Source organism: Alkaliphilus peptidifermentans DSM 18978, from assembly GCF_900101495.1.
Classification (GTDB): domain Bacteria; phylum Bacillota; class Clostridia; order Peptostreptococcales; family Natronincolaceae; genus Alkaliphilus_C; species Alkaliphilus_C peptidifermentans.
In genome coordinates, this window is record NZ_FMUS01000007.1 from 122,338 (window position 1) to 145,953 (window position 23,616).

Consider the following 23,616-nt stretch of genomic DNA (forward strand, 5'->3'; position numbering starts at 1 on the left):
TTATAGGAGTTGAGAAGCTTGTTATACTTGAGAATGGGACCAAGATTTTTATTTATTCGTACTGAAGCTATTGAAAAAATGAAGAAATTTATATTAAGTGAGCTTAATGGAAAAGCCACAACATTTCATGAAGGACTAAATAGTGCAACTGAAGATAGCACTCTATGTTTTTTAACAGATACAAAGCCAGTTAAAACCTGTATTGAGGATGCGAAGGAAATAATTCTAGTTAATGAAGTTGCATCGGTATGTTTATCTGTAATTATTAATAGTCATATTAATGAATTGGTATATAGAGTAGATATGGGGCCAGCCTCAATGGTTATGCGTATTGCTGGTGATGAAAGCAAAATTATAAAAAAGCTACAAGAGTCATATCAAGGACAATTAGTAAACTGGATTGAAGGTATACGTAAGGGAGAAAAGGGAGATACCCTACTAGCACTAACAGACAAACCTATAAATGGTCCATTATCTGAAATGGATTTTATTCAGCCAACCCTGTTACTACCCTTTAACGCAAGCTATATACAAAAAAGGCTACGGGTGGAAGGATTACGTTTTATCACTCAAAGCTTAGAAAGCGGAGAATGGTATGAATTAAGAATTAATATATATGATTCATATGGAAAGTATGAAAAACATTATGATCGATTAATATATATTTTATCAAGGCTTGAAATGGGAATGATTTTAGGAGAAACTTGGACTAGAGATCATGCACTAATATTATATTCTGTATTAGCATTTCAAGTGAGATTATTTACTTTCTTTACTCCAACAGAAATTAAAAAACTGTTAATGGCTTTAGAATATACTATGGAGGGAGAAAGACTTGTAGATTTCGACCTATATTATAGAAACAAGAAAATATCATGGGTGGATATAGAAAAGGTAAAAGGGAAAAGAAGCAAGATTGATGAAAGTCGCAAATATAGACAGCAATTATATGAAAAGCTAACAGAAGAAGACATACTTCAGCTTACCGAGATGGAGAATAGCAATACAAGGTAATTTATAGATAACCAGATGAAGGAGTAAATATATAAACAATATATCAAGCATTATAAAAAAAGCAAACTCTCAATAGTTGTATGTATTTTTCTCGTAACTGCAAGCGTTAATTTCCTTACTCCTGTAAACTATGTAGTTTTATATTATGATTTATCTCATGAAGTCATAAGATGTTAATTTAACCACCTATATAAATAGGCGTCTGGTCCCGTTGTTTTTTGTCGAATATTATAATAATATGGAGCAGAAATTAATAGGGATAAGGGGATAAATACATGAAAAATTTAAAAAAATTTGCAGGGAAATATGATTTTAGTTTAGACAAGAAGCAGGCATGGGGACATTATAGAAGTTATCAGTTTACCATTGGACACTATGAAGAAAATAGAAATATAGTGACAATTTATACTGGGCTTACCTTTGAAAATTCAGACAATAAAGAAAAGCTGGATTCAATTTTAGAAGCCATGTTGGCTGCAAAAGAAATACAAAACTATGAAAATGATGGAGGTTCGCTAACCATTACAAAATCAAGAACCTTTGGACCTATTTCACTAGCTGAGATAGAAAAGCTGATGGACCATCTTGTAGATGAGTTTAATAAAATTGATGCTAAACCAGCTTGCTTTAATTGTAATAATGAAGGTACAAAGGAATTTGCCAACTATAACAATGTTGCAATGACAATGTGCAGTACCTGCTATAACACAATTTCTAATACTATTAATGAGGTAATAGTTGAACAAGAATATATAGACAATAATTATGGAATGGGAACGTTGGGGGCTATTCTGGGGGCTTTATTGGGTTCTGTTGTATGGATTATCATTGGCCTTCTTGGATATATTGTTGCTGTTGCAGGCTTAGCTATCTTTGCTGCTGCCACCAAAGGCTATATGCTCTTTAAAGGGAAAATAAACCATACATCTTTATGGATTATTGGACTGGTAAGTTTTGTTGCACTTATTATAGCACAATTCATCACGTTGGATATATTGGTTTATAAAGAGCTTATTAGCGAAGGATATGACGTATCTTTTCTTGATACACTAAAATTGACCTTTGAATTGCCTTTTATTGACTCAGAGATTGCTATTGCATTCATTATGGATACTATTGTTGGATTGGTGTTTGCTGGCTTGGGAGCATATGGAGCCTTTAAGAAACTGATATTTGAAGCAAAGACACCTGCAGGCAGCCTTCAGTGGCTTTAACAACCAATAGGTCTATATATTACATAGAAATTCACTTAAACCAGCTTATTTAAATGGAGAGGCAACATTATGTAAAGAATAAGGAAGCTTATGCCGATATAAAAAATAAAGGGCGTGAGTTAGAATGAGGATTGAAAAGTTAAATACACCAATAACATCGACTGAAAATGTTAGAGAAAAGAGAAGTAAAGATAGTATTAATAATAAATCCAACGAAAATGAGATTTTATCATCAGAAAAAAAGGTTACATATGAAAATCCTAAAAAAACTAAAGAGCATGATATAATTTTAAAGCTAAAGGCAGAAAGTGAAGCTAATCATAAACAGCTCCTTCGACTGGTAAGAGAGCTCCTTCAGCGTCAAGGATATAAGGCGATAGAAATGAGTGAATTGCAGGATGACGATATTCAAGTAGATGATACCGCCAGAAATGAGGCTGCAGCTTTAATAGCAGAAGATGGACCCTTAGGTGCAGAAAAGACAAGTGATAGAATTGTTGCATTTGCAAAAGCAATTTCTGGAGGAGACAAGGATAAATTAGAAAAGCTTAAAAATGCCATTATAGAAGGATTTAAACAAGCAGAAGATATGCTAGGCTATTTACCTGAAGTCTCGAAGGAAACCTATAGGCTGGTTATGGAAAAATTAGATAACTGGGCAAATGAAGAGTAAATGAGGATATAGTTTTCTATATCCTCATTATTATTTTCTTCTTTTTTATTAGGTTATAAATGTATATGCCTTAGTGGCAAATTATGTTATACATATGTGATATTAATCAAGATTTTCAACCTCTAAAAAGGGTATATTAATAAAAAGAAACTTAAGGAGGCTGAAAATCATGAGATATCGTACGCTACTGGAAAATAGAAGATCAATAAGAGATTTTAAAAATCAGTCATTGAAGCATGAAATGGCTATGGAATTAATGAGTTATGTAGAAGATTTAAAGGGACCATTAGATGATATTGATTTTCATATTTCATTTATAAATAATGGTTTCGAAAAAGGACACCACTTAGATGGCAAGGTAGGCTATGGAGGATTTCCTGTTAAAGCTCCTAATTATATTGCATTTATCAGTGAAGAGAAGCCTGGTTACTTGCAAAATTCTAGTTATATTTTAGAGAAGATTGTTTTAAAGGCCATAGAAATGGAAATAGGTACCTGTTGGCTATCAGTAATTAAGGATGATTTAGACTTAAGGACTAATTTAAGTATTACAGAGAAGGGTAAGCTTGTAGCTTTTATAGCCCTAGGTCATCCACAAGGACATGTCCCTTTTACTCCTACAAGTACCTCAACACGAGTTCCCTTAAATGAATTTATATTTAATGGAATATGGGGACAAAAACCTATGGTGGAGGAGCTTGAGAGCAGAGGGCTTACCAATGCTTTATATCATATTAGAATGGCTCCATCTTGGCAAAATCGTCAGCCATGGAAGCTTATTTTAGACTCTGATAAGCTTATACTAACTGTTGGTAATAATGCAATGGAGGATAAAGACTTGTTAATTGACGCAGGAATCATGATGCTGTATATGGAGGAAATTTTAAAGGAAGAGGGATATCCTGTTTCGTGGGATGCATTATTGGAGGGAAAGGACAACCTTTATGAAAAACATAAAATTCCATCTGAACAACATATTGTTGGAGCTTTAAGACTATAAAAGAAAAATGGTCAATAACCTAGTAACTTACGTATTTTTCAGTACTAAGGGTTGCTAGGTTTTTAATATACTAAAGATTGTTGATTTATAATTGATACAAGTAATATTTTGTGATAATATGTACATTATACAAATACAAATGTATACGCTAGGAGAAAGGATGAATAATCATGGAAATTAATAAGGATACCTATTATCTTGTTCTGGCTAAAGTTTTGCCAGAAGTGTTTTTAAAAACCCTCAAGGCAAAGGAAATATTAAGAAAAGGCGAAGCGACAACTATTCAAGAGGCTGTTGAAATAGTAGGGATGAGTAGAAGTGCTTATTACAAATATAAGGATGCTATTATGCCTTTTAATGAGATAAGCAAAGGTAAAATAATTACTATAGCTTTATTGTTAGAGCATACACCAGGTGTGCTTTCTAAAATATTAAATCAAATTGCAGAAGTAAAAGGCAGTATTTTAACAATGAATCAAAATATACCCTTGCATGGAATGGCAAATGTAACAATATCCTTCGAAACGAAGGATATGCTGGTTGAAATTGAGGGACTAATTCAATTATTAGAAGATTTAGAGGGTGTTAAAGAGATTAACATTGTAGGTAAAGAATAAAGCTTTACTAAAATATAAAGAACAATATATAGAGAATAGGGGAGGCAATAAAATGAGGAGCGGAATTATTAATACATATAAAGAAATGTACGATGTTTTGGATGGGGAATCTGTAATTACATTACAGGAAGGAAATACACCATTATTGTTGGCAGAGAATATAAGTAGAATGCTGGGGAAAGTAAATGTTTATTTAAAATATGAGGGGCTTAATCCGACTGGTTCTTTTAAAGACAGAGGGATGACAATGGCAGTTACTAAAGCAGTACAGTCAGGGAGTAAAGCCATTATATGCGCATCTACAGGAAACACTTCTGCATCTGCTGCTGCCTATGCAGCTAAGGCTAATATAAAATGCTTTGTTTTAATTCCAAATAATAAAATAGCAGTTGGAAAGCTGGCACAGGCAATCATGTATGGAGCCACAATTCTACCAGTCGAGGGGAATTTTGATGATGCATTAAGGCTTGTTCGGGATATTGCCGAAGAGGGTAGGGTAACATTGGTTAATTCGGTAAATCCTCATCGTTTATTGGGTCAACGCTCTGGTGCCTATGAGGTTTGTGATCAGCTGGAAAAAAAGGAATTAGACTATCTTTCAATTCCTGTGGGAAACGCAGGTAATATATCGGCCTATTGGGCTGGATTTAACGATTATTACAGAATAGGAAAAATTAAAAAACTTCCAAAGATGTTAGGCTTTCAAGCTGAGGGAGCAGCACCTATAGTAGAAAACTCCATAGTAGAAAATCCTGAAACAGTGGCTACGGCAATACGTATCGGAAATCCCGCCAGCTGGGACAAAGCTGTTGCTGCACGTAACGAATCTAAGGGAGCTGTAGAAAAGGTTACAGATCAAGAAATATTGGAGGCACAAAGACTACTGGCGTCAATGGAGGGAATTTTTGTAGAACCAGCATCTGCTGCAAGCTTAGCAGGAGTAATTAAACTGGCAAAGGAAGATTACTTTCCGTCAGGTAGCAATATAGTATGTATTTTAACTGGTAATGGACTAAAGGATACAGAGATTGTAACGTCAAATAATAAGTTGAAGCCATACAGCGTTAATATTAAAGAAATTAAGGAGGCAATTTACCGTAGCTTAGGGGGAAATGGTAATGATTAGAGTTATGGTTCCTGCAACAACAGCTAACATAGGGCCTGGATTCGATTGTTTAGGAATCGCACTTAATTTGTATAATACAATTGAGGTAGAGGAAATAGATGAAGGCCTAATTATTGAAGTTGAAGGGATTGATAAGGAGCTAATTGAAGCAAACGAGAACAACTTAGTATATATCAGCATGATGAAGGTTTTTAAGACATTAGCTTACCTTCCAACAGGCCTGAAAATAAAGCAATTAAATAATATACCAGTTGCGCGAGGCTTAGGAAGTAGTGCAGCTACAATTGTCGGTGGGCTAGTGGCTGCTAATAAGATATGCAATAATAAGCTTTCAAGGGATGAAATCCTTAATATGGCAATAGAAATTGAGGGGCATCCTGATAATGTAGCCCCTGCATTGTTAGGTGGATTTGTTGTATCCTTTAAAGAGGATGAAGAAATACAATATGTAAATTTTCAAGTAGATGAAAAACTAAGCTTTTGGGCAGTATTTCCAGATGTAAGCCTGAGCACTTCATTAGCAAGAAGTATTTTGCCAGATACAATTCTCTTTAAGGATGCCGTCTACAATATTGGAAAAGCTTCAATTCTAGTTGCAGCATTGGCTTCGGGAAAATATAATTTGATAGCCCATGCTTTAAAGGACCGACTTCACCAGCCTTATCGAATTGAGTTGATGGAATCATTAAAACTTATTTTTAATTATGCAGAAAAAGATAATATGAATGTTTATTTAAGTGGAGCAGGGCCAACAGTAATATTGTTAAGTGTGAAAAATCAAAATGAAGATGCCAACAAGCTAAAGAGCCTTATAGGTGGACTGCCAGAAAGATGGACTATGATGGAATTAAAGGGACATAACATAGAACTTATTTAATATTAAAAGGGGCTGTCTTAAAATGATTTTTACAATCATTAAAGGCAGCCCCTTTATACTGCTATATATCTATAACTTGAACTGCTTAATTTGACTAGAAAGTCTATCTGCCAATAGGTTCAACTCATTTGCTGCATTAGCAACATCCTCAACAGCACTTGCGGTTTGCTCCATGGATGCGGTAACCTGCTGTGAGGAAGCAGCAGTCTCCTCTGAAACAGCAGATATATTTTCGATTACTGATACTATTTGCTCACCATCTAAATTCATTTCTTTTACATATTCACCAATCTCATTAATTTTGTAAGTGATCTGCTCAATGGACTTTAATAATGGATAAAGAGAATGACATATACAAGTAAAAAATATAACATCCATACTTGCCATAAAGGATTGCTTACAAAATCAATTGATAAATGGAAATTAATATGGAAATAATAATTAAATATGAAATGAGGTGGATAAATGAAGAAATTTACTAAGCTGTTCATTTTAATTGGATTTACAATTATTTTAGTATCCTGTGGGGGAATATATCCAAGAGAAAGGCCTTTGCCACAGGAGGGCTTGGCATTGGAGGAGGCCATTGTTGATGAAGGTATAAGAAGTAAAACAGGGGTTGATATAGCAAACGGGAAATTCTATTTTACTGGTATGACAGATACAGGGTTCAACTATTATATGATAAACTCCTCTACAATGGAAAAGACAATAATTTTTGAGGGTCTTGAGAATTATGACTGGTTTACTCCTTTAATGGAGGAGGAGGCCCTTTATGTAGATTATGATGGAGCATTATACATCTTATCCAATGGTGAAGGCAAACAAATGGAAGAAAATATAACTGGAACAAGAAGGCCTAATGTTGTTGTGTCACCAGATAGAAAGGCAGTTTTGTATACTAAGGACAGTTCTATGGGTCATCAATTATACTTATATGACTTAAATGAGAATAATGCTATACTGATAAAAGAAGCATTATTAGAGGATGAATTTCTGAATTTTCTACGAGCTACCCATTGGAGTAACCATGGAGATTATTTTATTCTAAATAATGAAGAAATTTATGATAGAAATGGTAGTTTTATAGCACAAATTGAAGCACTTTCTCTTAAATGGTCCCCAAATGATGAATGGATAGCTTATATTGCTTCATCGCCAGAGTCTGAGAAAACAAGCATTATAATTGGAGATAGAGAGACGTTTATTGGAACAGATTTTTGTCTCTTTTCATTGGTAGATTATAGCGAAACTGTTATTTACTCAAGGGAAGAGGGTCTAATTAACCCAATAGATGCTATACAATGGAACGAAAGCAGCAGCAGAGTAGCCATTGCAGTTGGCACTATTAAAATGATAGAGGATTACTATGAAGGAATGGATTACAAAGAAGTTTTAACGTATGATATAGCCAGCGATGAAAGAAATATTATAGAAAAAATGCCCTATAATTATTACGAATTTATATTTGATGACTATTTATATGTGTATAATCTAGGTAAAAGGGAAGCCTTGGTAATTATGAATGTTATAAGTAGGGAAAAAATTGAATTTGATGCACCATTATTATTAAATAGCAAAGATATGTTTATCATTACAAATGGTAATTTAGCCTATTTAATTAATAATAACCAACTGATGGAATTTACACGAGATGGTGAGTATAATCCATTGTTTACATTCCCCTGGCCGGCTGAAGAAGTACACTACGATTCTGATGAAAAACAATTTATCATAATAAATACCGATAACAATATTTATTGGTTGAAATAGTATAAAACATTTATTTTTGTTTTTCTCAACATTAAATTGGGTAAATCTAGCTATATGTATATTTATAGTCGATATAACCATTAGCTTCACCAATGGTGGGCTATTTTGTTGTTGAAAGAGGGGATTTTATGAACTATCTGATGGCACTGTTAATAGGAATCCTCTTGGCCTTATTTATACATTTAAATGGGCTGCTGAGTATTTATACTGATGTTTATTCTAGCTCTTTGATTGTACATTTTATTGGAATGCTGGGAGCTATAAGTATTGTCAAACTTAAGGGAGAAAAAAGTAAGAAGCAAGCGGTATATCCATTTTATTTTTACAGTGGAGGTGTATTAGGGGCATTAATTGTTGTTGTTAATAATATTAGCTTTCAGTGGCTTGGTGTATCTGTTACAGTTGCATTTATACTTTTGGGTCAGATAGCTGCTTCTTTAGTAGTTGACAATTTTGGTCTTCTGGGAATGAAAAAAATTCCTCAGAAAATGGAGCAAGTACCAGGCTTTCTATTGATTATTTTGGGAGTAATTATTATGATGATAGGATAGGAGATAAAATGGTAGTTATAGTTTGTCTATTGGCATTTATGGCGGGATGTATGATAACAGTATCTTCCATATTTAATGCTCAGCTTTCTAAAAACTTAGGAACATATCGTGTAGTCTTCCTAAATAATCTTATGGGAACTATAACAGCTGCATTAATAGTTCTTTTTTATCAAAAACAGCTTCAGTTTTCCTTTGAAGAGTTAAGATCAATACCTTTATACATATACTTAGGTGGCATTATTACCATAGCAGTAGTGGCTGGCACTAATAATTTACTGCCTAAAATACCTATAATATTTGCTACATTGTTTATTTTTATTGGGCAATTTACTGGTGGATTTGCTTTAGATTTATTAAACAGAGAAGAAATTTCAAAAGAGAAATTTGTTGGATTTGTATTGGTAATAGCAGGTCTAATATATAATTTATTTATAACAAAGAAAAGATTATAGATATATTAATAACATAAGGGTGGGAAATGGGATGGAATATCAGGAAAAACTCAATGCTTTTTGTGGGGTACTTAGATCAGGTGAAAAATCAAAGGATGATTTTAAAATAGGTGTGGAAGTTGAACATATCATCGTGGATAAGAAAACATTAAACTCTGTTAATTTTTATCAGGAAAATGGTATAGAAAGTATTCTAAAAAAAATGATAGTTAAGGGATATCAACCTAAATATGAAGGAACCTATGTAATTGGACTGGAATGTGATTCAGGTGTTATAACTTTGGAGCCAGGTGGTCAGTTGGAATTTAGTATTATATCTTGTAGTAGCATAAATGAAATAGAAAATATCTATATGGAGTTTTTAGAAAACATAGTGCCAATCTTAGAAGAACATGGGCAACTATTAATGGCTATTGGTTATCATCCAAAGACTTCAATTGATGATATACCCTTTAACCCTAAAAAAAGATATGAGTATATGTCAAATCATTTTAAGGGAAGGGGGAAATATGCACACAATATGATGAAGGGCACTGCTTCTCTACAGGTTGTAATAGACTATAGTAATGAAGAGGATTTCATAAGAAAATATAAGGTCGCAAACTTTTTATCTCCTTTACTGGCCTTGATAACCGATAATGCTCCTGTATTTGAGGGAAGGATATATGAAAAAAATAGTGTAAGGAGTACCATATGGGATAACACCGACTCAGAAAGAGGAGGACTTTTACACGGAGCAATGGTAGAAGACTTTGGGTATGAGAAGTATGCCCAGTATATTCTAAATATACCCCCTATTTTTATTGTTAAGGATGGAAATATAATTAAGACAGATAGCTTAAAAACAGAAGAGGTTATGGATTTATATACTTTTAACACAAATGAAATTGATCATATAATGTCAATGGTATTTCCAGATGTCCGTGCCCGTAAATATATTGAATTACGTATGGCAGATAGCTTGCCATATCCTTTAAGCTTTGCATATATAGCTTTAATTAAGGGACTGTTTTATCATGAGGATGCATTAATGTATCTATATAAGCTCACAGAAGCTACCGATGATAAAAAACTAGCAGCCTATAGAAGTAATTTAATAAATGATGGCTTTATGGGTATTTTTAGAGGTAAAAAAATATATGAAATTTTATCTCTTATATTGGATTTAGCTAAAAAGGGATTAAAGGAAGAAGAAGCTAGCTACTTAATACCCTTAGAACAGCTGCTGATGCAGCAGAAAAACCCAGCAATGGTTTCAAAGGCTCTAATTAAAGAAGCTGGACTAAAAACCTTGGAATGGTGCAGTTTGAATAAATGGGTGGGGAGGAAGGAAAGTGGAAACAGAGAAATTATTTAAGGTCTATAAAGAAAACCTATTGCAAAATAAGCAAGAGTTTATTGAGGAATATAAGACAGTTGAAAAGGCAGTGGAGGAATCGCCAGCAAGGTACAAGGGTAAACCGGTGGAGTTTTTATATCAGCCAATGTTTTTATCATCAAAGGATATGAATATGTTTGATAACCTAACCCAGCAGCTAATGACTATTCTAAACAAAGTGATTCAACACTACCTCCACAATGAAGATTTTCGTACCCACTTTGGATTTTCATCATTATTGGAAAAAATGATATTGAAGGATCCTGGCTATGATTGTAATACCCCCATGGGACGATTTGATATATTCTACCATTATAACGGAAGCTTTCAATTTTGTGAGCTTAATGCTGATGGCTCCTCAGGAATGAGTGAACAACAGGAGCTACAAAAAATATTTTCAAGTTCAAAAGCATTAAATCAATACTCATCTCATTATGAATACAAAGGCTTCGAGCTATTTCAATCGTGGGTAGATGCATTACTGGCTAATTATAAAAAATACAGTAAAGCAAATGAAAAACCAAATGTAGCAATTATGGACTGGATTGAAGGAGAACCTCCAAGCGAGTTTATTGAATTCAAAAAATATTTTGAAGCTAACGGGTGTACAACTGTTATAGTTGACCCAAGATGGCTGGAATATAAAAATGGGAAGCTATACTATAAAGATCTACCTATTGACTGTATTTACCGTAGAGCAGTTACATGGGAAATAATTGAAAGGGCTGAGGAGGTTCAAGATTTTATAAATGCTTATTTGGCCGGGGATATTTGTGTAATAGGCCCTCTGCGTTCGCAAATTATACATAATAAAAATATATTTGCCATATTGCATGACAAGGATAAAACCCCCTTCCTCTCTGATGATGAGAGAGGATTTATCAATAAGCACATACCCTTTACCATCGTCTTTAATAATAATGACAATGAAATGGTTAAATATACTCTTGAGAATAAAAATAAGCTTGTATTAAAGCCTATGGATAAATATGCTTCAAGGGGAGTACGAATTGGTAGAGACTATAATGACCATGAATGGATGAAGATTATCAAAGATGAAGCGGTTGAGGATTATTTATTACAAGAATTTTGCATGGTACCAAAGATATCTATGGCTAAATTCACATATGATGACATTGAATTTTTTGACTACAATTATATTATTGGTTTATTTATGTACAACGGCAAGCTTCAAGGTGTTTACACGCGGGTAGGAACCAAAAATATTATAGGTAGTATTGTTGAATGCTATACAGTACCAAATTTTATACTAGAAAAAAAATAAAGGCCCAGTGCCTTTTTTTATTGCACAGGAGCGTTCGTTCCTAACTCCCAATGCAATACGGTGTTGTTAAGAGGTGGTCCCCCCTTATGATCAATGAGGATGGCGAAACTCATTATCAAATGAGCAAAATTATTATTGACTCTTAGCACACCAAAGCGTATAATTTATATGAAAGTGGATATATTTTTTACTTAATAAATGATAATGATTATCAATGTTATAAAAATGGGGGTATAATGATGACGCTTGACAAAGCTAAGAGGGGACAATTGATAGAGATTTTAAATATTCCTGATTCCAGCATTAGGGCACAGGCAATAAGGTTAGGTATTTGCGAAGGTGCAAGACTTATTTGTGCAGAAAAGCTTCCTGCCGGACCAATTGTTCTACAGAATAAAATGCAGGAAGTAGCTATTGGACGTAGGCTTGCAGAAACAATTGAAGTAAAGGCTGTATAGTAATAGATAGGGGGATTTCAGTGAATTGTCATAATCCAGCAGCAACAATAGAAATACCAGAGGATAGTAAAAAAATTGTTTTAGTCGGCAATCCCAACGTTGGAAAATCAGTTTTTTTTAATGCACTAACAGGGGTTTATGTAGATGTATCAAATTTTCCAGGTACTACTGTAGATATTAGTCACGGAAAATATCAAGGAGATATAGTAATTGATACACCTGGAGTATATGGTGTCTCTTCATTTAATGATGAAGAACGGGTTGCTAGAGATGTAATTCTATACGGGGATGTCATTTTAAACATTGTTGATGCATTACATCTAGAGCGTGATTTATTCTTAACACAGCAGATTATCGATATGGGCAAACCAGTGGTAGTAGCCTTAAATATGATGGATGATGTAGAAAGAAACGGTAGGAAAATTGATGTTAATTTATTGTCAGAAAAACTAGGAGTTGAGGTAATACCCACTGTTGCTGTTAAGGGGAAGGGTATAGCTGAAGTAAAGGCGGCCCTAAGTAATGCTAAAAAAGGAAAACGGCTGGGTATTGTTGAGGAATATATCAATAAAGTTATTGACTCAGTTGATGAAGAATCAGAAGCTCTATTAATACTAGAAGAAGATGAAAATATTGAAGCAAGGCACAATACAAAGCATCAAGAAAACCTGCGAGAAGCAATTTATTCTACAAGACGTCAATACATAGATAAATTGATAGAAGAAATTGTCTCGGAGGATATGAAACAGGCTTCCTTTAAAACAAAGCTGGGAAGATGGATGATTCAACCAGTTACAGGAATACCAATTTTGTTTTTTGTTTTATTTCTTATGTATCAAGCAATTGGTGTTTTCGTTGCACAAACAGTTGTAGATATTACAGAAGAAATTATAATGGGAACCTACTACTATGATTTTATTACTAATTTACTTAGTCAATATATAGATGCTGAGGGTATTTTAGGACAAGTGATAATGGGTGAGTTTGGACTATTAACTATGACTCCTATCTACGTCCTGGGCTTACTACTACCTTTAGTAGCTGGATTCTATTTCTGTCTTTCTTTAATGGAAGATTCAGGATACCTTCCTCGTATTGCTACCTTAGTGGATAAAATGTTGACCTACCTAGGCCTTAACGGTAGAGCAGTAATTCCTATGATTCTTGGCTTCGGATGCGTAACCATGGCAACAATTACTACTCGATTACTAGGCTCAAAAAGAGAAAGATTTATTGCAACCATGCTATTGGGTTTAGCAATTCCTTGTTCTGCACAGCTGGGGGTTATCGCAGGTTTAATTGCACCCCTAGGAGCAAAATACTTTATCATTTACTCAGTAACAATATTTACAGTATTTGTGTTAACGGGAACAATTTTGAACAAAATTATGCCGGGGAAATCTACTGATTTATTAATAGATTTACCACCTCTTAGAGTACCACAGCTAACAAACGTTTTAAGAAAGACCACTTCGAAGTCATGGGCTTTCATGAAGGAGGCAACACCTCTATTTGCTATTGGTGCATTGTTAATATCAGTTCTCCAGCTGACAGGTTCACTTGAGGTTATTATCGGTTTCTTTGCACCAGTAACAGAAGGATTCTTAAAGCTAGATCCTAGGGTTTCACAGGCATTTATTATGGGAATAGTTCGACGAGACTTTGGTGCAGCTGGTCTTGATAGTTTAGCAAGTGCCGGAATTATTTCTGGTGCACAGGTGGTAGTTTCACTAGTGGCTATTACTCTATTTGTTCCGTGTATTGCGGCTATTATAGTAATATTTAAGGAAAGAAGCTGGCAAGAATCTGCCATAATATGGATTGGAAGTTTTGTATTGGCCTTCTTAACTGCTGGTATATTAGCACAACTGATTATATAGTAGTATTTTAAAAGAGGTGAGAGTAAGTGAAAAATAGATGTTCCACCTGTGGATTAGAGGTTAATGATTCGGAAATAAAAAGATGTCCAAGATGTAATAATATACTTCACGATATAAAAAAGTGTGAAGATTGCGATGGTTGCTCTATATTAAAGAAAAAAAATAATAAAAAATGTTAAAAAGCGCCATACTTATAATGGAGCTTTTTAAATTTTACACTGGAGTGATAAAATGAGAAATATAAAGATGATAATAGAATATGATGGTGGTAGATATAAGGGTTGGCAACGTCTGACTGATAATGACAAAACAATTCAAGGGAAATTGGAAAATGTAATTAGTCAAATGCTAGAAACCCCCACTGAAGTTATAGGATCAGGTAGAACGGATGCTGGAGCTCATGCACTGGGTCAGGTTGCAAATTTCCAAGCTAAAAGTAAGATGTCATTAAAAGAAATGCATGAATATATAACCACATATCTACCTCAGGATATTGCAGTAAAGGAATTAAAAGAAGCTTCCAATAGGTTTCATAGTAGATATAATGTTTCGGGGAAAAAATATACATACCATATTTGGAATCATCCAATACCATCTGTTTTTAATAGAAATTATAGCTACCAAGTCTCCAAAGAGTTGAACTTAACAAGCATGCAAATGGCTGCTGAAAAGCTTATTGGTAGTCACGACTTTGCTCCCTTTTCTTCGGTAAAAAAGAGTAATAAAACAACTGTAAGAACAATTAAAGCTATTAATATCGAAAAGAAGAGCCATATGATAGAAATTGAATTTGTTGGAGATGGATTTTTACATAACATGATAAGGATTATTGTAGGTACTTTAATTGAAATAGGCTTAGGGAACGAAGGTATTAAATATATTGATGAAATTTTTAAAAAAGGCGAAAGAAAATTTGCAGGTGTAACTGTTCCTTCACAGGGACTATTTCTTGATGAGGTTTATTATGAATAAAACAACAAATTGATATGATAACTAGAGAGCAAATCTCTAGTTATTTTTTTTGTCTATTGTCAATACTACAAAATAGTATTTGAAAGGAGCGATTCTATGGAGTATTTAATGATTTTTATTCGAATTATAACCATAATGTCATTGGTATTATTCTTAAACTTAATACTAACAGGTAAAAGACTAGTTGGAGAGATGCCAGTCTTTGACTTTCTAATTATTATTACTATGGGCTCGGTGATTGGAGCAGATATTGCTGACCCCAGTATAGAGCATCTACCAACAGCCTTTGCTATAGTAATTCTTGCCATATTTCAATATATAATGAATAAATTCATTTTGAAAAATAGAAAATTCGCTCGAATAGTTACCTTTGAGCCTACATTAGTAATGGAAAATGGAAAGTTTTTGGTGAATAATATGAAAAAAATAAAGTACAGCATAGATGAGTTATTAATGATGCTTAGGGAAAAAGACATTTTTGATTTTAAGGATGTTCTTTATGCAATCATAGAATCTAATGGTCGAATGACTGTTCTAAAGAAAGCCGATATAAACCCTGTAACTCCCAAGGACATGGCAATAGGTGTTAAGGAAAAGGAAGTTCCTACTATAGTAATTCTTGAGGGGAGGTTTGATACTGAAAGCCTAAAAAGAGCAGGCTTGAAGTCGGAAATGATATTAGACCAAGTTAAAAAAGCTGGCTATAAAACCATTAACGAAATATTCATTGCCACATATTCGAAGGATAAACAACTACACATATCTCCTTATCATATAGGCATTGATTCAAAAAATATTCAACATTAGATTACCTTTTTCTTATGAGCATAGCGAAGATGAAAGAAATAATGTATAATGATATAAGATATCAAATGATGAGGATGAGTGGATATGAAAATGAAGTTGGATAAAGCGTATTTTAAATATTCCTTTTATGGTTTTCTAACGGTTGCAATGTCTATAATTTTCTACCTGCTATTAGATAATATGGGCTTCTATATAAAAAGCTTCTCAGTAGGCTTTGGTGTTACTAGAAGAATACTAAGTCCATTTATTATTGGAGCTTCCGTGGCATATCTTTTGAGTCCGGGTGTTCGATGGTTAGAAAAACGATTATTTAATAGAATTCAATTTATTAGTAAAAGAAGTAAGCTCCATAGACTTCTTAGCATACTAACCATGTATATCATTCTTATAAGCTCTATAACAATGCTAATAGTATTTGTGGCTCCTCAAATAGGAAATAATATCAGTGATATTGTTCGAAGGGTGCCAGAATATATTACTTCTTCTAATGAATTAATTAGTAAATGGACAGAAGAAATAGAAACCTATAGTCAAATAGATGTGTCTGAACACGTTAATACAAAAATAAACGATGTTTTCAGAAAAATGGGTGATTCCCTTGAAGGAATTTTAAATAATCTTGCCGTTAGCATCCTATCCATCACTTCGGGGTTACTAAATTTTGTACTGGGGTTAATATTATCCTTTTATATGCTAATGGATAGAGAGTCCTTTAAAAAGGGTATTGAAAAAATATTAAGGGTATTTTTAAGTGATACAGCTGTTGAAAAGGTTAAAGTTTTTGGAAGGGAAGTTGACGATCTATTTGCAAAGTTTATAGTGGGGAAATCTTTAGACTCCTTTATAATTGCTTGCTTATGTTTTGTAGGTTTGAAGATAATGGGTATACGTTATGCACTATTATTAAGCGTTATTATAGGCGTAACAAACATGATACCATACTTTGGGCCCTTTATTGGAGCCGTACCGGCCACAATCATAACATTTTTCGATAGTCCATTAAAGGCTCTTTGGATTCTAATTTTCATATTAGCTCTACAGCAGTTTGATGGTCTGATTTTGGGTCCAAAGATATTAGGAGATAGTGTGGGAGTAAGTCCATTTTGGATTATTTTCTCCATAACAGTCGGTGGGAAATTATTTGGACTTATTGGAATGTTTTTGGGAGTACCGGTTATTGCAATTATTCGCTTGGTTATTAATCGAGCAATTGATAGGCAGCTTGAAAGGAAAAATCAGAATATCGAAAAAAGAAAAAAGACAGCAACATAGTAATTATAATATAATCTAAAACTCAGCACCCTACTTATTTCCGATATCGATAGGTGGGCTGAGTTTTTTTATGCCAGCCATTATGCTCAATCAATTTCAGTTGCTCTTCTCTTTATTCGATAATTCAAGTAAGCGCTAAATATAATTAGTGATATCCCTAAAAAACTATAGATATCAGGTATCTCGAAAAAAATTACAATACCAATAAAAATAGAGAATACAGTTTGACCATAGGAATATATTGATAAATCTCCCGCCTCTGCATATCTATATGCATAGGTCATCAATAATTGTGCAATAGTGGCAAATACACCAACGGAAAGAAGAACCAACAGCTGAAGAGGAGTAGGAAATACAAACTGACCAAATAATAAAAAGGGTAAAGCGGTAATTGTAGACAAACCTGTAAAGTAAAATACTATTACATTTGGATGATCAGTAGTGCGAAGATGACGTATAATTGTATAGGCTGATGCTGCAAACAACGCAGATGACAGCCCTGCAAGGGCAGGAACAACACGGTAATCAAATTGAGGCTTTACTATGAAGCCCACACCTGTCAGGGCTAGTATAAATAAGAGGATTTGGACTTTTTTAATTCTTTCACCAAGAAAAATTGAAGCCAATAGCATAACGAAAAATGGATTGGTTTGATTTAGCACAACTGCATCTGCCAAGGGAAGTCGGTCAATGGCAAAAAAATAAAGGAAAACTCCCATAAGCCCTAAAAAGGAACGGTATATAAGATAACGAGTATTAGTGCCTTTGAAGCTTTCACCAGACTTCTTAATAAGAAAAGCAACATAAATGAATCCAACAATATTTCTAAAAAACACCTTTTCTATTGTTGGTAAATCACCTGAGTATTTAACAGCAGTAGCCATAAGGGCAAAAAAAAGAGAAGCTAGAATCATATAAAATATCCCTTTATTACGTTCATTCACTTTGATATACCCCCTGTTTGGAATTACTACTATAATTATACCCAATATCAGCTTAAAAACCATATATATTAATTATATGAAGTGAAAACTATTTTTGCTAATAAGCCTGAAGGTATTCTCTAATTAACATTATAAATAAGTATGATTTCCCTTGAAAATTGGGAGAATAACCTCAATAAGGAGGTTATCGATATGGAATTATGGCAACCCGATAGAGTGTATTTTGAGGCGGATGCAAGAAATACAGTTGTTGGTAAGAGGGTAAAGGAATACTGTCTTGAAAAGAATATAGAGATGCTAGAAACCACATCCCATAATCAAGTTAGAAATTTACCAGGTGAAGATGAAAAGGCAAAATATGCAGCTGCAAAAAAAACATTAATCGTGGGGATCAAAAAAAGTATGAAGCTGGAGGTATGTAAACCCTCAGCTGATTACCAATTTTCCCTTATGACAAATTGTCCCGGAAGCTGTGAGTACTGCTATTTATTTACAACCCAAGGGAAAAAACCATACGTAAGAGTTTATGGAAACCTTGATGAATTATACAATACAATTGATCAATATATAGAAAAAAAATTACCCCATACTACTATGTTTGAAGCTGCCAGCACAGGTGATCCGCTGGGGGTGGAGCACATAACTGGATCACTTAAAGATACCATTGAACATTTTTCAACACTAAAAAGTGGCAAACTCAGAGTTGTTACCAAATATGCCGCTGTTGACCCATTGTTAGACATAAATCATAATGGCAACACCCGTTTTAGATTCAGTATAAACTCAAATTATGTTATTAAAAATTTTGAGCATAATGTTGATAATTTATGGGATAGATTAAGGGCTGCAGAAAAAATGGCTAAGGCTGGCTACCCATTGGGATTTTTAATAGCACCTATTATATTACATGATGGGTGGAAAATAGAGTACAAAGAAATGCTGGAGGCACTCCATAGGCATATTGGACTACAGCCAAATAGCTTTATAACCTTTGAGCTAATACAACACCGATTCACGATGAATGCAAAGAATATCATTGAGGAACGTTTCCCCAACACAAGACTTGAAATGGACCCTGAAAAGCGACAAAAGAAATGGGGTAAATATGGTAGAGTTAAATATGTTTATGAGAAGCATGAAGCAGAGGAAGCTAAAGAATACTTAACAGATTTAATAAAAAAGTACTTCCCCAATGGACATATTCAATATTTTACGTAAAAAAACAACAGGATTATTTCCTGTTGTTTAAAATTCAAATACATCTCCAGCCTCTAAAAGTTTAACTTCAGAATTTGCAACCTTTTCTTTGAAGTTGAGTGGCTCAGCAGATATAATTGGGAATGTATTATAATGCATTGGTATGGTAACCTTTGGTCGTATAAATTTAACAGCCTCTATAGCATCCTCAATATCCATTGTAAAGTTGCCTCCAATAGGTATAAGGGCAACATCTATGTTTTCTTTTGAAAGGAGCTGCATATCCATGGTGAGGCCAGTATCTCCGGCATGGTAAAGCTTTTTACCTGCAACATCAATAACAAAACCACATGGACTTCCTCCATATATTATTTCATCCTTGGTTATAATACCAGAACCATGAAGGGCTGGAGTCATTTTAACCTTACCGAAATCTAGAGTAGCCCTTCCTCCAATATGCATTGCATGACATTCAATATCATATTTACTTAAGTATTGAGCTATTTCAAAATTACAGATCACCTGTGCTCCAGATTCCTTAGAAATGTTTATTGTGTCTCCAAGATGATCACCGTGGCCATGGGTAACGAAAATATGAGTTAAGTCTTTTTTGTTAAATAAAGGGTTTTCTAAAGGGTTTGGTATAAAGGGATCTATAATACCCTTAATTCCCTCCGCTTCAAAATAAAAGGCAGAATGACCCAAAAATTGTAGCTTCATAAATAATCCCTCCTATAAAAATATAATTATATTATATCAAATGATAGGAAAAAAATGTAATAATATTATATAGAGGCCTCCATGTTATTTGAAGACAATTCTTTTCTTAATTGCTTAACCATATACGCCATTAAAGAAGTAGAAACAATTATAGTAAGGGAGTTTGATAATGCAGTACCATACCATACCCCATTTAACCCATATAACTTCATAAAGATAAGTATTGCAGGTATTTTCAATATAAATAATCTAGTAAAATGACAAAACATACTGTAGAAGCCTTTTCCTAAACCTTGGAAGGTGCAGGACAAAGTTATATCAATTCCTATAAAGAAGTAGGTCCATGTAATAATTCTAAGATATGAAGAACCAATTCTTAGTATTTCAGCATCATCTGTAAAAATCCTTAAGAAGAAGGTTGGATATAAGGTGAATAGCCCACCTACTATAGCCATAAAAACAGCAGAGATTTTTGCTGTTAACAAAACTGTTTCTTTTAACCTTTTATAATCCTTTCGGCCATAGTTATAGCCAATCATAGGTATAAAGCCACTCATTATACCAAATATAGGCATAAAGGCAAGGGATTCAAGTCTATTGGCTATTCCCAATGTACCTATGGTAACATCACCATATTGAGCTAAAATACGGTTAACAATCATGGCACTTACATTCATGCCTAATTGACCTAAAGAAGTTGGGATGCCTATCCTATATATACTAACTATGTGATTCATATCTATCTTAAAATTACTCATAGACAAGTTCAATTGAGTTTTTCCCTTTATAATGTAATAGAATACATAGAAAAAAGAAAAAACCTTTGCCAATAACGTTGCTATGGCTGCCCCTTTTACTCCAAGTGAAGGAATAAAACCAAAACCAAAAATAAAGATAGGGTCCAACACAATATTGATAATTGTAGAAATAATCATGGAGTTCATAGGAGTTACATGATCACCCTCAGCCCTCAAAATACCACTGAGTGAAATATTTAGAAAGATAAAAAAGGTCCCTATGATTATATAGGTCATATAGTCAGTAGCTAAGGGTAAGGTTTGAGCAGAAGCTCCCAGTAGCTTGAATATATCCTTAATAAAAACTAGTCCTACAGCAGTAATTAATAGGCTAACGAAGCATGAAATAAAAATTCCCTGCCGACCTATTTGACTGGCTTTATCTACATCCCCCATACCAAGGTTTTTGGATATTAAAGCAGTTAAACCCATAGAAGTACCATTTGCTAAGGCAATTATCATAAACTGAATAGGAAATGCAATGGAGACAGCAGCAATAGCCTCCTGTCCAAGTCTACTCACAAATATGGTATCAACAATGTTAAAACCAGTTTGAAATAGCATTGCAATAATAGCAGGAATAGACACCTTTAAAAGGGTTGTGAGGATCTTTCCAGATCCCATATCTACGTTTCTATTTTGGTATATTTTCATAAAGTAGCTCCTTATCACAAGTAAAATAGATAAACTGATCTAAATAGACTAATTAAAGTATAATATGCAATTGTAATCCAGTCAAATTATAAGTATAATAGTTAAAAACAATTACAAAATAATGAAAAATGAATAGGAGGAATAAAGGTTGAATAGAGAAGAAGCTTTTGAAATATTAAAGAAATATGTAAAATCTGATAGTTTAATAAAGCATGCCTTGGCAGTGGAGGCTGGAATGATAGGGTATGGAGGTTTACTAAAGGAGGATGTGGAAAAGTGGTCTATAACTGGCTTAATACATGATATTGATTATGAAATGTATCCAAATGAACATCCCTATAAAGGACAAGAAATATTAAAAAGTGAGGGCTTTGATGAAGACATTATTTACGCAGTTAAAGGACATGCTGATTATACTGAAACAGACAGGGTTAGCAGTTTAGACAAGGGGTTATATGCAGTTGACGAGCTGGCCAGTTTTATAGTGGCATGTGTTTTAGTAAGACCCTCAAGAAGCTTCGATGACCTAGAAGTAAAATCCGTGAAGAAAAAAATAAAGGATAAAGCCTTTGCTAAGGGTGTCGATAGGGATTTAATTAAAAAATCTGCCGAAGAATTTGATATGGATTTAACTATACATATTGAAAACATGATTGGATTCTTAAAGAATAGAGAGAAAGAACTAAAGGAAATGGGTTACAGCTTGATAGAGTAGATGTAAGGAAATATATAGATATATGAAACAAGGGAAGGCGCAGATGCTGACCCTTGTTTTATTTTTCTATAAAAAAAATAACAGTTGGTTAAGCTAACATGCTTTTAACAATCGATTAACGGTTCCATAACAAACCATAAGAATAAATAATGTATATTAATATTTGTAAGGAAGAAAAAACATAATCCAATAGGAGGTTTTATTCAATGTTAAAAAGAGTATTTCTATTTTTATTAGTTGGTATATTGGCATTATCTGCAGTAGCATGTGGCGGAAATGAAGAGCAGACTACAACTGGAAACTCAGAGCAACAAGGACAACAAGAGGAACAAACCACAAAGCTTCAAGGTGCTGTTATAGTTGACGGGTCAGGTACAGTATATCCTTTAATGGCTCATATAGCTGAAGAATACATGACAACAAAAGAAGCAAATGTAAGCGTTCAAGTAGGACGTGCAGGATCAAGTGCTGGATTTAAAAAATTTATACCTGGTGAGTTGGACTTTGCTGATGCTTCAAGAGCAATTAAAAAGGAAGAAGTAGAACAGCTGGAAGAAAGAGGATTAAAGCTAGGAGAAGATATATTAGAATTCAAATTAGCGCTAGATGGATTAACTATGGTAATCAATAAAGATAACGATTGGGCAAAAGAAATGACCGCTGAAGAAGTTGTTAATATGTATCTTTCTGGAACATATAGAGCAGACGACAAAGTACTATGGTCTGATATTAGACCTGAGTGGCCTAAAGAAGAAATTAAGTTTTACGGACCTAATGAAAACCATGGAACATATGAATTTTTCTGGGAAGTAATACTAGGTAAGCAAGATATAGTTAAAACAGCTAACCTACAACAAGAATACCCAACACTAGTAGATTTGGTTTCTAGAGATAAAAATGCAATTGCCTTCTTCGGATTTGGATATTATGTTAATAACACTGATAAGCTTAGAGCTGTAAAAATAGACTTTGGTAATGGGCCAGTAGAACCTACTTTAGAAACAATAGGTGAAGATTTACCCTATGCAGGATTCACAAGACCAGTATTCACTTATTTAAATGCTCAATATGCCAGTGAAAAGCCTCAAGTACTGGACTTTGCTAAATATGTAGTATCTCCACAAGGTGCTGCAAGATTAGCCGGAGAGAATGGATTTGCTCCACTACCTGCAGCACAGTATCAAGAGTATTTAAAACAGTTAGAAACAATTAAGTAATAATTAATAGACCCATTCTTTAA

The 23,616-nt window shown here is 33.8% G+C and carries 24 protein-coding genes; 20 read left to right on the forward strand and 4 right to left on the reverse strand.

From position 1 onward, the window contains the following. Nucleotides 1-18 precede the first annotated feature (18 nt). From BLP68_RS07005 to thrB, 7 genes are all read left to right on the forward strand, one after another. Nucleotides 19-1,014: a hypothetical protein gene (locus BLP68_RS07005; protein WP_091541687.1), complete on the forward strand. Its 996-nt coding sequence runs from the start codon at nt 19-21 to the stop codon at nt 1,012-1,014. Nucleotides 1,015-1,289: 275 nt separating this feature from the next. Further along, nucleotides 1,290-2,228, forward strand: coding sequence for a hypothetical protein (locus tag BLP68_RS07010; RefSeq protein ID WP_091541689.1), 939 nt, complete (start codon nt 1,290-1,292; stop codon nt 2,226-2,228). Between the two features lie 124 nt (nt 2,229-2,352). After that, complete coding sequence (locus BLP68_RS07015) at nt 2,353-2,901, forward strand: hypothetical protein (RefSeq protein ID WP_091541691.1); 549 nt, start codon at nt 2,353-2,355, stop codon at nt 2,899-2,901. A 169-nt stretch (nt 2,902-3,070) separates the two neighbouring features. Then, nucleotides 3,071-3,901, forward strand: a complete 831-nt coding sequence (locus BLP68_RS07020) for a nitroreductase family protein (RefSeq protein ID WP_091541693.1) — start codon at nt 3,071-3,073, stop codon at nt 3,899-3,901. A 170-nt stretch (nt 3,902-4,071) separates the two neighbouring features. Beyond that, on the forward strand, nt 4,072-4,518 hold the full coding sequence (locus tag BLP68_RS07025; RefSeq protein ID WP_091541696.1) for an ACT domain-containing protein: 447 nt from the start codon (nt 4,072-4,074) through the stop codon (nt 4,516-4,518). A gap of 52 nt (nt 4,519-4,570) precedes the next feature. Continuing rightward, nucleotides 4,571-5,644: a threonine synthase gene (gene thrC / locus BLP68_RS07030; RefSeq protein WP_091541698.1), complete on the forward strand. Its 1,074-nt coding sequence runs from the start codon at nt 4,571-4,573 to the stop codon at nt 5,642-5,644. Then, entirely contained in the window at nt 5,637-6,521 is an 885-nt protein-coding gene (gene thrB / locus BLP68_RS07035) for a homoserine kinase (RefSeq protein ID WP_091541701.1), read from the forward strand. The genes thrC and thrB overlap by 8 nt, the downstream gene beginning before the upstream one ends. Nucleotides 6,522-6,590: 69 nt before the next feature. On the opposite strand, the gene BLP68_RS07040 is transcribed toward thrB, so the two are convergent. Continuing rightward, nucleotides 6,591-6,908, reverse strand: coding sequence for a methyl-accepting chemotaxis protein (locus BLP68_RS07040; protein ID WP_091541704.1), 318 nt, complete (start codon nt 6,906-6,908; stop codon nt 6,591-6,593). 78 nt (nt 6,909-6,986) lie between these two features. On the opposite strand from BLP68_RS07040, the gene BLP68_RS07045 reads away from it, so the two are divergent. From BLP68_RS07045 to BLP68_RS07090, 10 genes are all read left to right on the forward strand, one after another. Then, nucleotides 6,987-8,294: a TolB-like translocation protein gene (locus BLP68_RS07045; RefSeq protein WP_091541706.1), complete on the forward strand. Its 1,308-nt coding sequence runs from the start codon at nt 6,987-6,989 to the stop codon at nt 8,292-8,294. A gap of 128 nt (nt 8,295-8,422) precedes the next feature. Beyond that, nucleotides 8,423-8,845, forward strand: coding sequence for a DMT family transporter (locus BLP68_RS07050; RefSeq protein ID WP_176758905.1), 423 nt, complete (start codon nt 8,423-8,425; stop codon nt 8,843-8,845). A gap of 8 nt (nt 8,846-8,853) precedes the next feature. Further along, on the forward strand, nt 8,854-9,297 hold the full coding sequence (locus tag BLP68_RS07055; protein ID WP_091541712.1) for a DMT family transporter: 444 nt from the start codon (nt 8,854-8,856) through the stop codon (nt 9,295-9,297). Between the two features lie 31 nt (nt 9,298-9,328). Beyond that, nucleotides 9,329-10,654 (forward strand): glutamate--cysteine ligase, encoded by a 1,326-nt coding sequence (locus tag BLP68_RS07060; protein WP_091541715.1) that lies wholly within the window; start codon nt 9,329-9,331, stop codon nt 10,652-10,654. Further along, nucleotides 10,632-11,960 (forward strand): glutathionylspermidine synthase family protein, encoded by a 1,329-nt coding sequence (locus BLP68_RS07065; protein WP_091541718.1) that lies wholly within the window; start codon nt 10,632-10,634, stop codon nt 11,958-11,960. The genes BLP68_RS07060 and BLP68_RS07065 overlap by 23 nt, the downstream gene beginning before the upstream one ends. A 239-nt stretch (nt 11,961-12,199) precedes the next feature. Then, on the forward strand, nt 12,200-12,418 hold the full coding sequence (locus BLP68_RS07070; RefSeq protein ID WP_091541720.1) for a FeoA family protein: 219 nt from the start codon (nt 12,200-12,202) through the stop codon (nt 12,416-12,418). A 20-nt stretch (nt 12,419-12,438) separates the two neighbouring features. Continuing rightward, entirely contained in the window at nt 12,439-14,298 is a 1,860-nt protein-coding gene (feoB, locus tag BLP68_RS07075; RefSeq protein ID WP_091541724.1) for a ferrous iron transport protein B, read from the forward strand. 231 nt (nt 14,299-14,529) lie between these two features. Then, nucleotides 14,530-15,270 (forward strand): tRNA pseudouridine(38-40) synthase TruA, encoded by a 741-nt coding sequence (gene truA, locus BLP68_RS07080; RefSeq protein ID WP_091541726.1) that lies wholly within the window; start codon nt 14,530-14,532, stop codon nt 15,268-15,270. A gap of 96 nt (nt 15,271-15,366) precedes the next feature. Then, on the forward strand, nt 15,367-16,077 hold the full coding sequence (locus BLP68_RS07085) for a DUF421 domain-containing protein (protein WP_091541729.1): 711 nt from the start codon (nt 15,367-15,369) through the stop codon (nt 16,075-16,077). Nucleotides 16,078-16,161: 84 nt separating this feature from the next. Next, on the forward strand, nt 16,162-17,349 hold the full coding sequence (locus BLP68_RS07090; protein ID WP_091541732.1) for an AI-2E family transporter: 1,188 nt from the start codon (nt 16,162-16,164) through the stop codon (nt 17,347-17,349). 86 nt (nt 17,350-17,435) lie between these two features. On the opposite strand, the gene BLP68_RS07095 is transcribed toward BLP68_RS07090, so the two are convergent. Further along, the gene (locus BLP68_RS07095) at nt 17,436-18,293 is read right to left on the reverse strand and encodes a DMT family transporter (RefSeq protein ID WP_091541734.1); all 858 of its coding nucleotides are present in this window, start codon (nt 18,291-18,293) and stop codon (nt 17,436-17,438) included. Nucleotides 18,294-18,485: 192 nt separating this feature from the next. On the opposite strand from BLP68_RS07095, the gene splB reads away from it, so the two are divergent. Beyond that, nucleotides 18,486-19,511, forward strand: a complete 1,026-nt coding sequence (gene splB / locus BLP68_RS07100; protein ID WP_091541736.1) for a spore photoproduct lyase — start codon at nt 18,486-18,488, stop codon at nt 19,509-19,511. A gap of 27 nt (nt 19,512-19,538) precedes the next feature. Here splB and BLP68_RS07105 read toward each other — a convergent pair whose 3' ends face one another. Further along, on the reverse strand, nt 19,539-20,210 hold the full coding sequence (locus tag BLP68_RS07105) for a metal-dependent hydrolase (protein WP_091541738.1): 672 nt from the start codon (nt 20,208-20,210) through the stop codon (nt 19,539-19,541). A 65-nt stretch (nt 20,211-20,275) separates the two neighbouring features. After that, nucleotides 20,276-21,661, reverse strand: a complete 1,386-nt coding sequence (locus BLP68_RS07110) for an MATE family efflux transporter (protein ID WP_091541740.1) — start codon at nt 21,659-21,661, stop codon at nt 20,276-20,278. A 148-nt stretch (nt 21,662-21,809) separates the two neighbouring features. On the opposite strand from BLP68_RS07110, the gene BLP68_RS07115 reads away from it, so the two are divergent. Both BLP68_RS07115 and BLP68_RS07120 read left to right on the forward strand, forming a co-directional pair. Then, on the forward strand, nt 21,810-22,376 hold the full coding sequence (locus BLP68_RS07115) for an HDIG domain-containing metalloprotein (protein ID WP_091541744.1): 567 nt from the start codon (nt 21,810-21,812) through the stop codon (nt 22,374-22,376). 206 nt (nt 22,377-22,582) lie between these two features. Continuing rightward, complete coding sequence (locus tag BLP68_RS07120; protein ID WP_091541747.1) at nt 22,583-23,593, forward strand: PstS family phosphate ABC transporter substrate-binding protein; 1,011 nt, start codon at nt 22,583-22,585, stop codon at nt 23,591-23,593. Nucleotides 23,594-23,616 lie beyond the last annotated feature (23 nt).

Excerpts from the sequence above, each read along its gene's own strand:
- BLP68_RS07050 (WP_176758905.1), top strand. The coding sequence starts at position 8,423 with ATGAACTATCTGATGGCACTGTTAATAGGAATCCTCTTGGCCTTATTT.
- BLP68_RS07070 (WP_091541720.1), top strand. The coding sequence starts at position 12,200 with ATGACGCTTGACAAAGCTAAGAGGGGACAATTGATAGAGATTTTAAAT.
- BLP68_RS07090 (WP_091541732.1), top strand. The coding sequence starts at position 16,162 with ATGAAAATGAAGTTGGATAAAGCGTATTTTAAATATTCCTTTTATGGT.
- thrC (WP_091541698.1), top strand. The coding sequence starts at position 4,571 with ATGAGGAGCGGAATTATTAATACATATAAAGAAATGTACGATGTTTTG.
- BLP68_RS07060 (WP_091541715.1), top strand. The coding sequence starts at position 9,329 with ATGGAATATCAGGAAAAACTCAATGCTTTTTGTGGGGTACTTAGATCA.
- BLP68_RS07105 (WP_091541738.1), bottom strand. The coding sequence starts at position 20,210 with ATGAAGCTACAATTTTTGGGTCATTCTGCCTTTTATTTTGAAGCGGAG.
- splB (WP_091541736.1), top strand. The coding sequence starts at position 18,486 with ATGGAATTATGGCAACCCGATAGAGTGTATTTTGAGGCGGATGCAAGA.
- BLP68_RS07015 (WP_091541691.1), top strand. The coding sequence starts at position 2,353 with ATGAGGATTGAAAAGTTAAATACACCAATAACATCGACTGAAAATGTT.
- thrB (WP_091541701.1), top strand. The coding sequence starts at position 5,637 with ATGATTAGAGTTATGGTTCCTGCAACAACAGCTAACATAGGGCCTGGA.
- BLP68_RS07020 (WP_091541693.1), top strand. The coding sequence starts at position 3,071 with ATGAGATATCGTACGCTACTGGAAAATAGAAGATCAATAAGAGATTTT.
- BLP68_RS07120 (WP_091541747.1), top strand. The coding sequence starts at position 22,583 with ATGTTAAAAAGAGTATTTCTATTTTTATTAGTTGGTATATTGGCATTA.
- BLP68_RS07025 (WP_091541696.1), top strand. The coding sequence starts at position 4,072 with ATGGAAATTAATAAGGATACCTATTATCTTGTTCTGGCTAAAGTTTTG.
- BLP68_RS07110 (WP_091541740.1), bottom strand. The coding sequence starts at position 21,661 with ATGAAAATATACCAAAATAGAAACGTAGATATGGGATCTGGAAAGATC.
- BLP68_RS07045 (WP_091541706.1), top strand. The coding sequence starts at position 6,987 with ATGAAGAAATTTACTAAGCTGTTCATTTTAATTGGATTTACAATTATT.
- BLP68_RS07010 (WP_091541689.1), top strand. The coding sequence starts at position 1,290 with ATGAAAAATTTAAAAAAATTTGCAGGGAAATATGATTTTAGTTTAGAC.
- BLP68_RS07055 (WP_091541712.1), top strand. The coding sequence starts at position 8,854 with ATGGTAGTTATAGTTTGTCTATTGGCATTTATGGCGGGATGTATGATA.
- BLP68_RS07040 (WP_091541704.1), bottom strand. The coding sequence starts at position 6,908 with ATGGCAAGTATGGATGTTATATTTTTTACTTGTATATGTCATTCTCTT.
- BLP68_RS07085 (WP_091541729.1), top strand. The coding sequence starts at position 15,367 with ATGGAGTATTTAATGATTTTTATTCGAATTATAACCATAATGTCATTG.
- truA (WP_091541726.1), top strand. The coding sequence starts at position 14,530 with ATGAGAAATATAAAGATGATAATAGAATATGATGGTGGTAGATATAAG.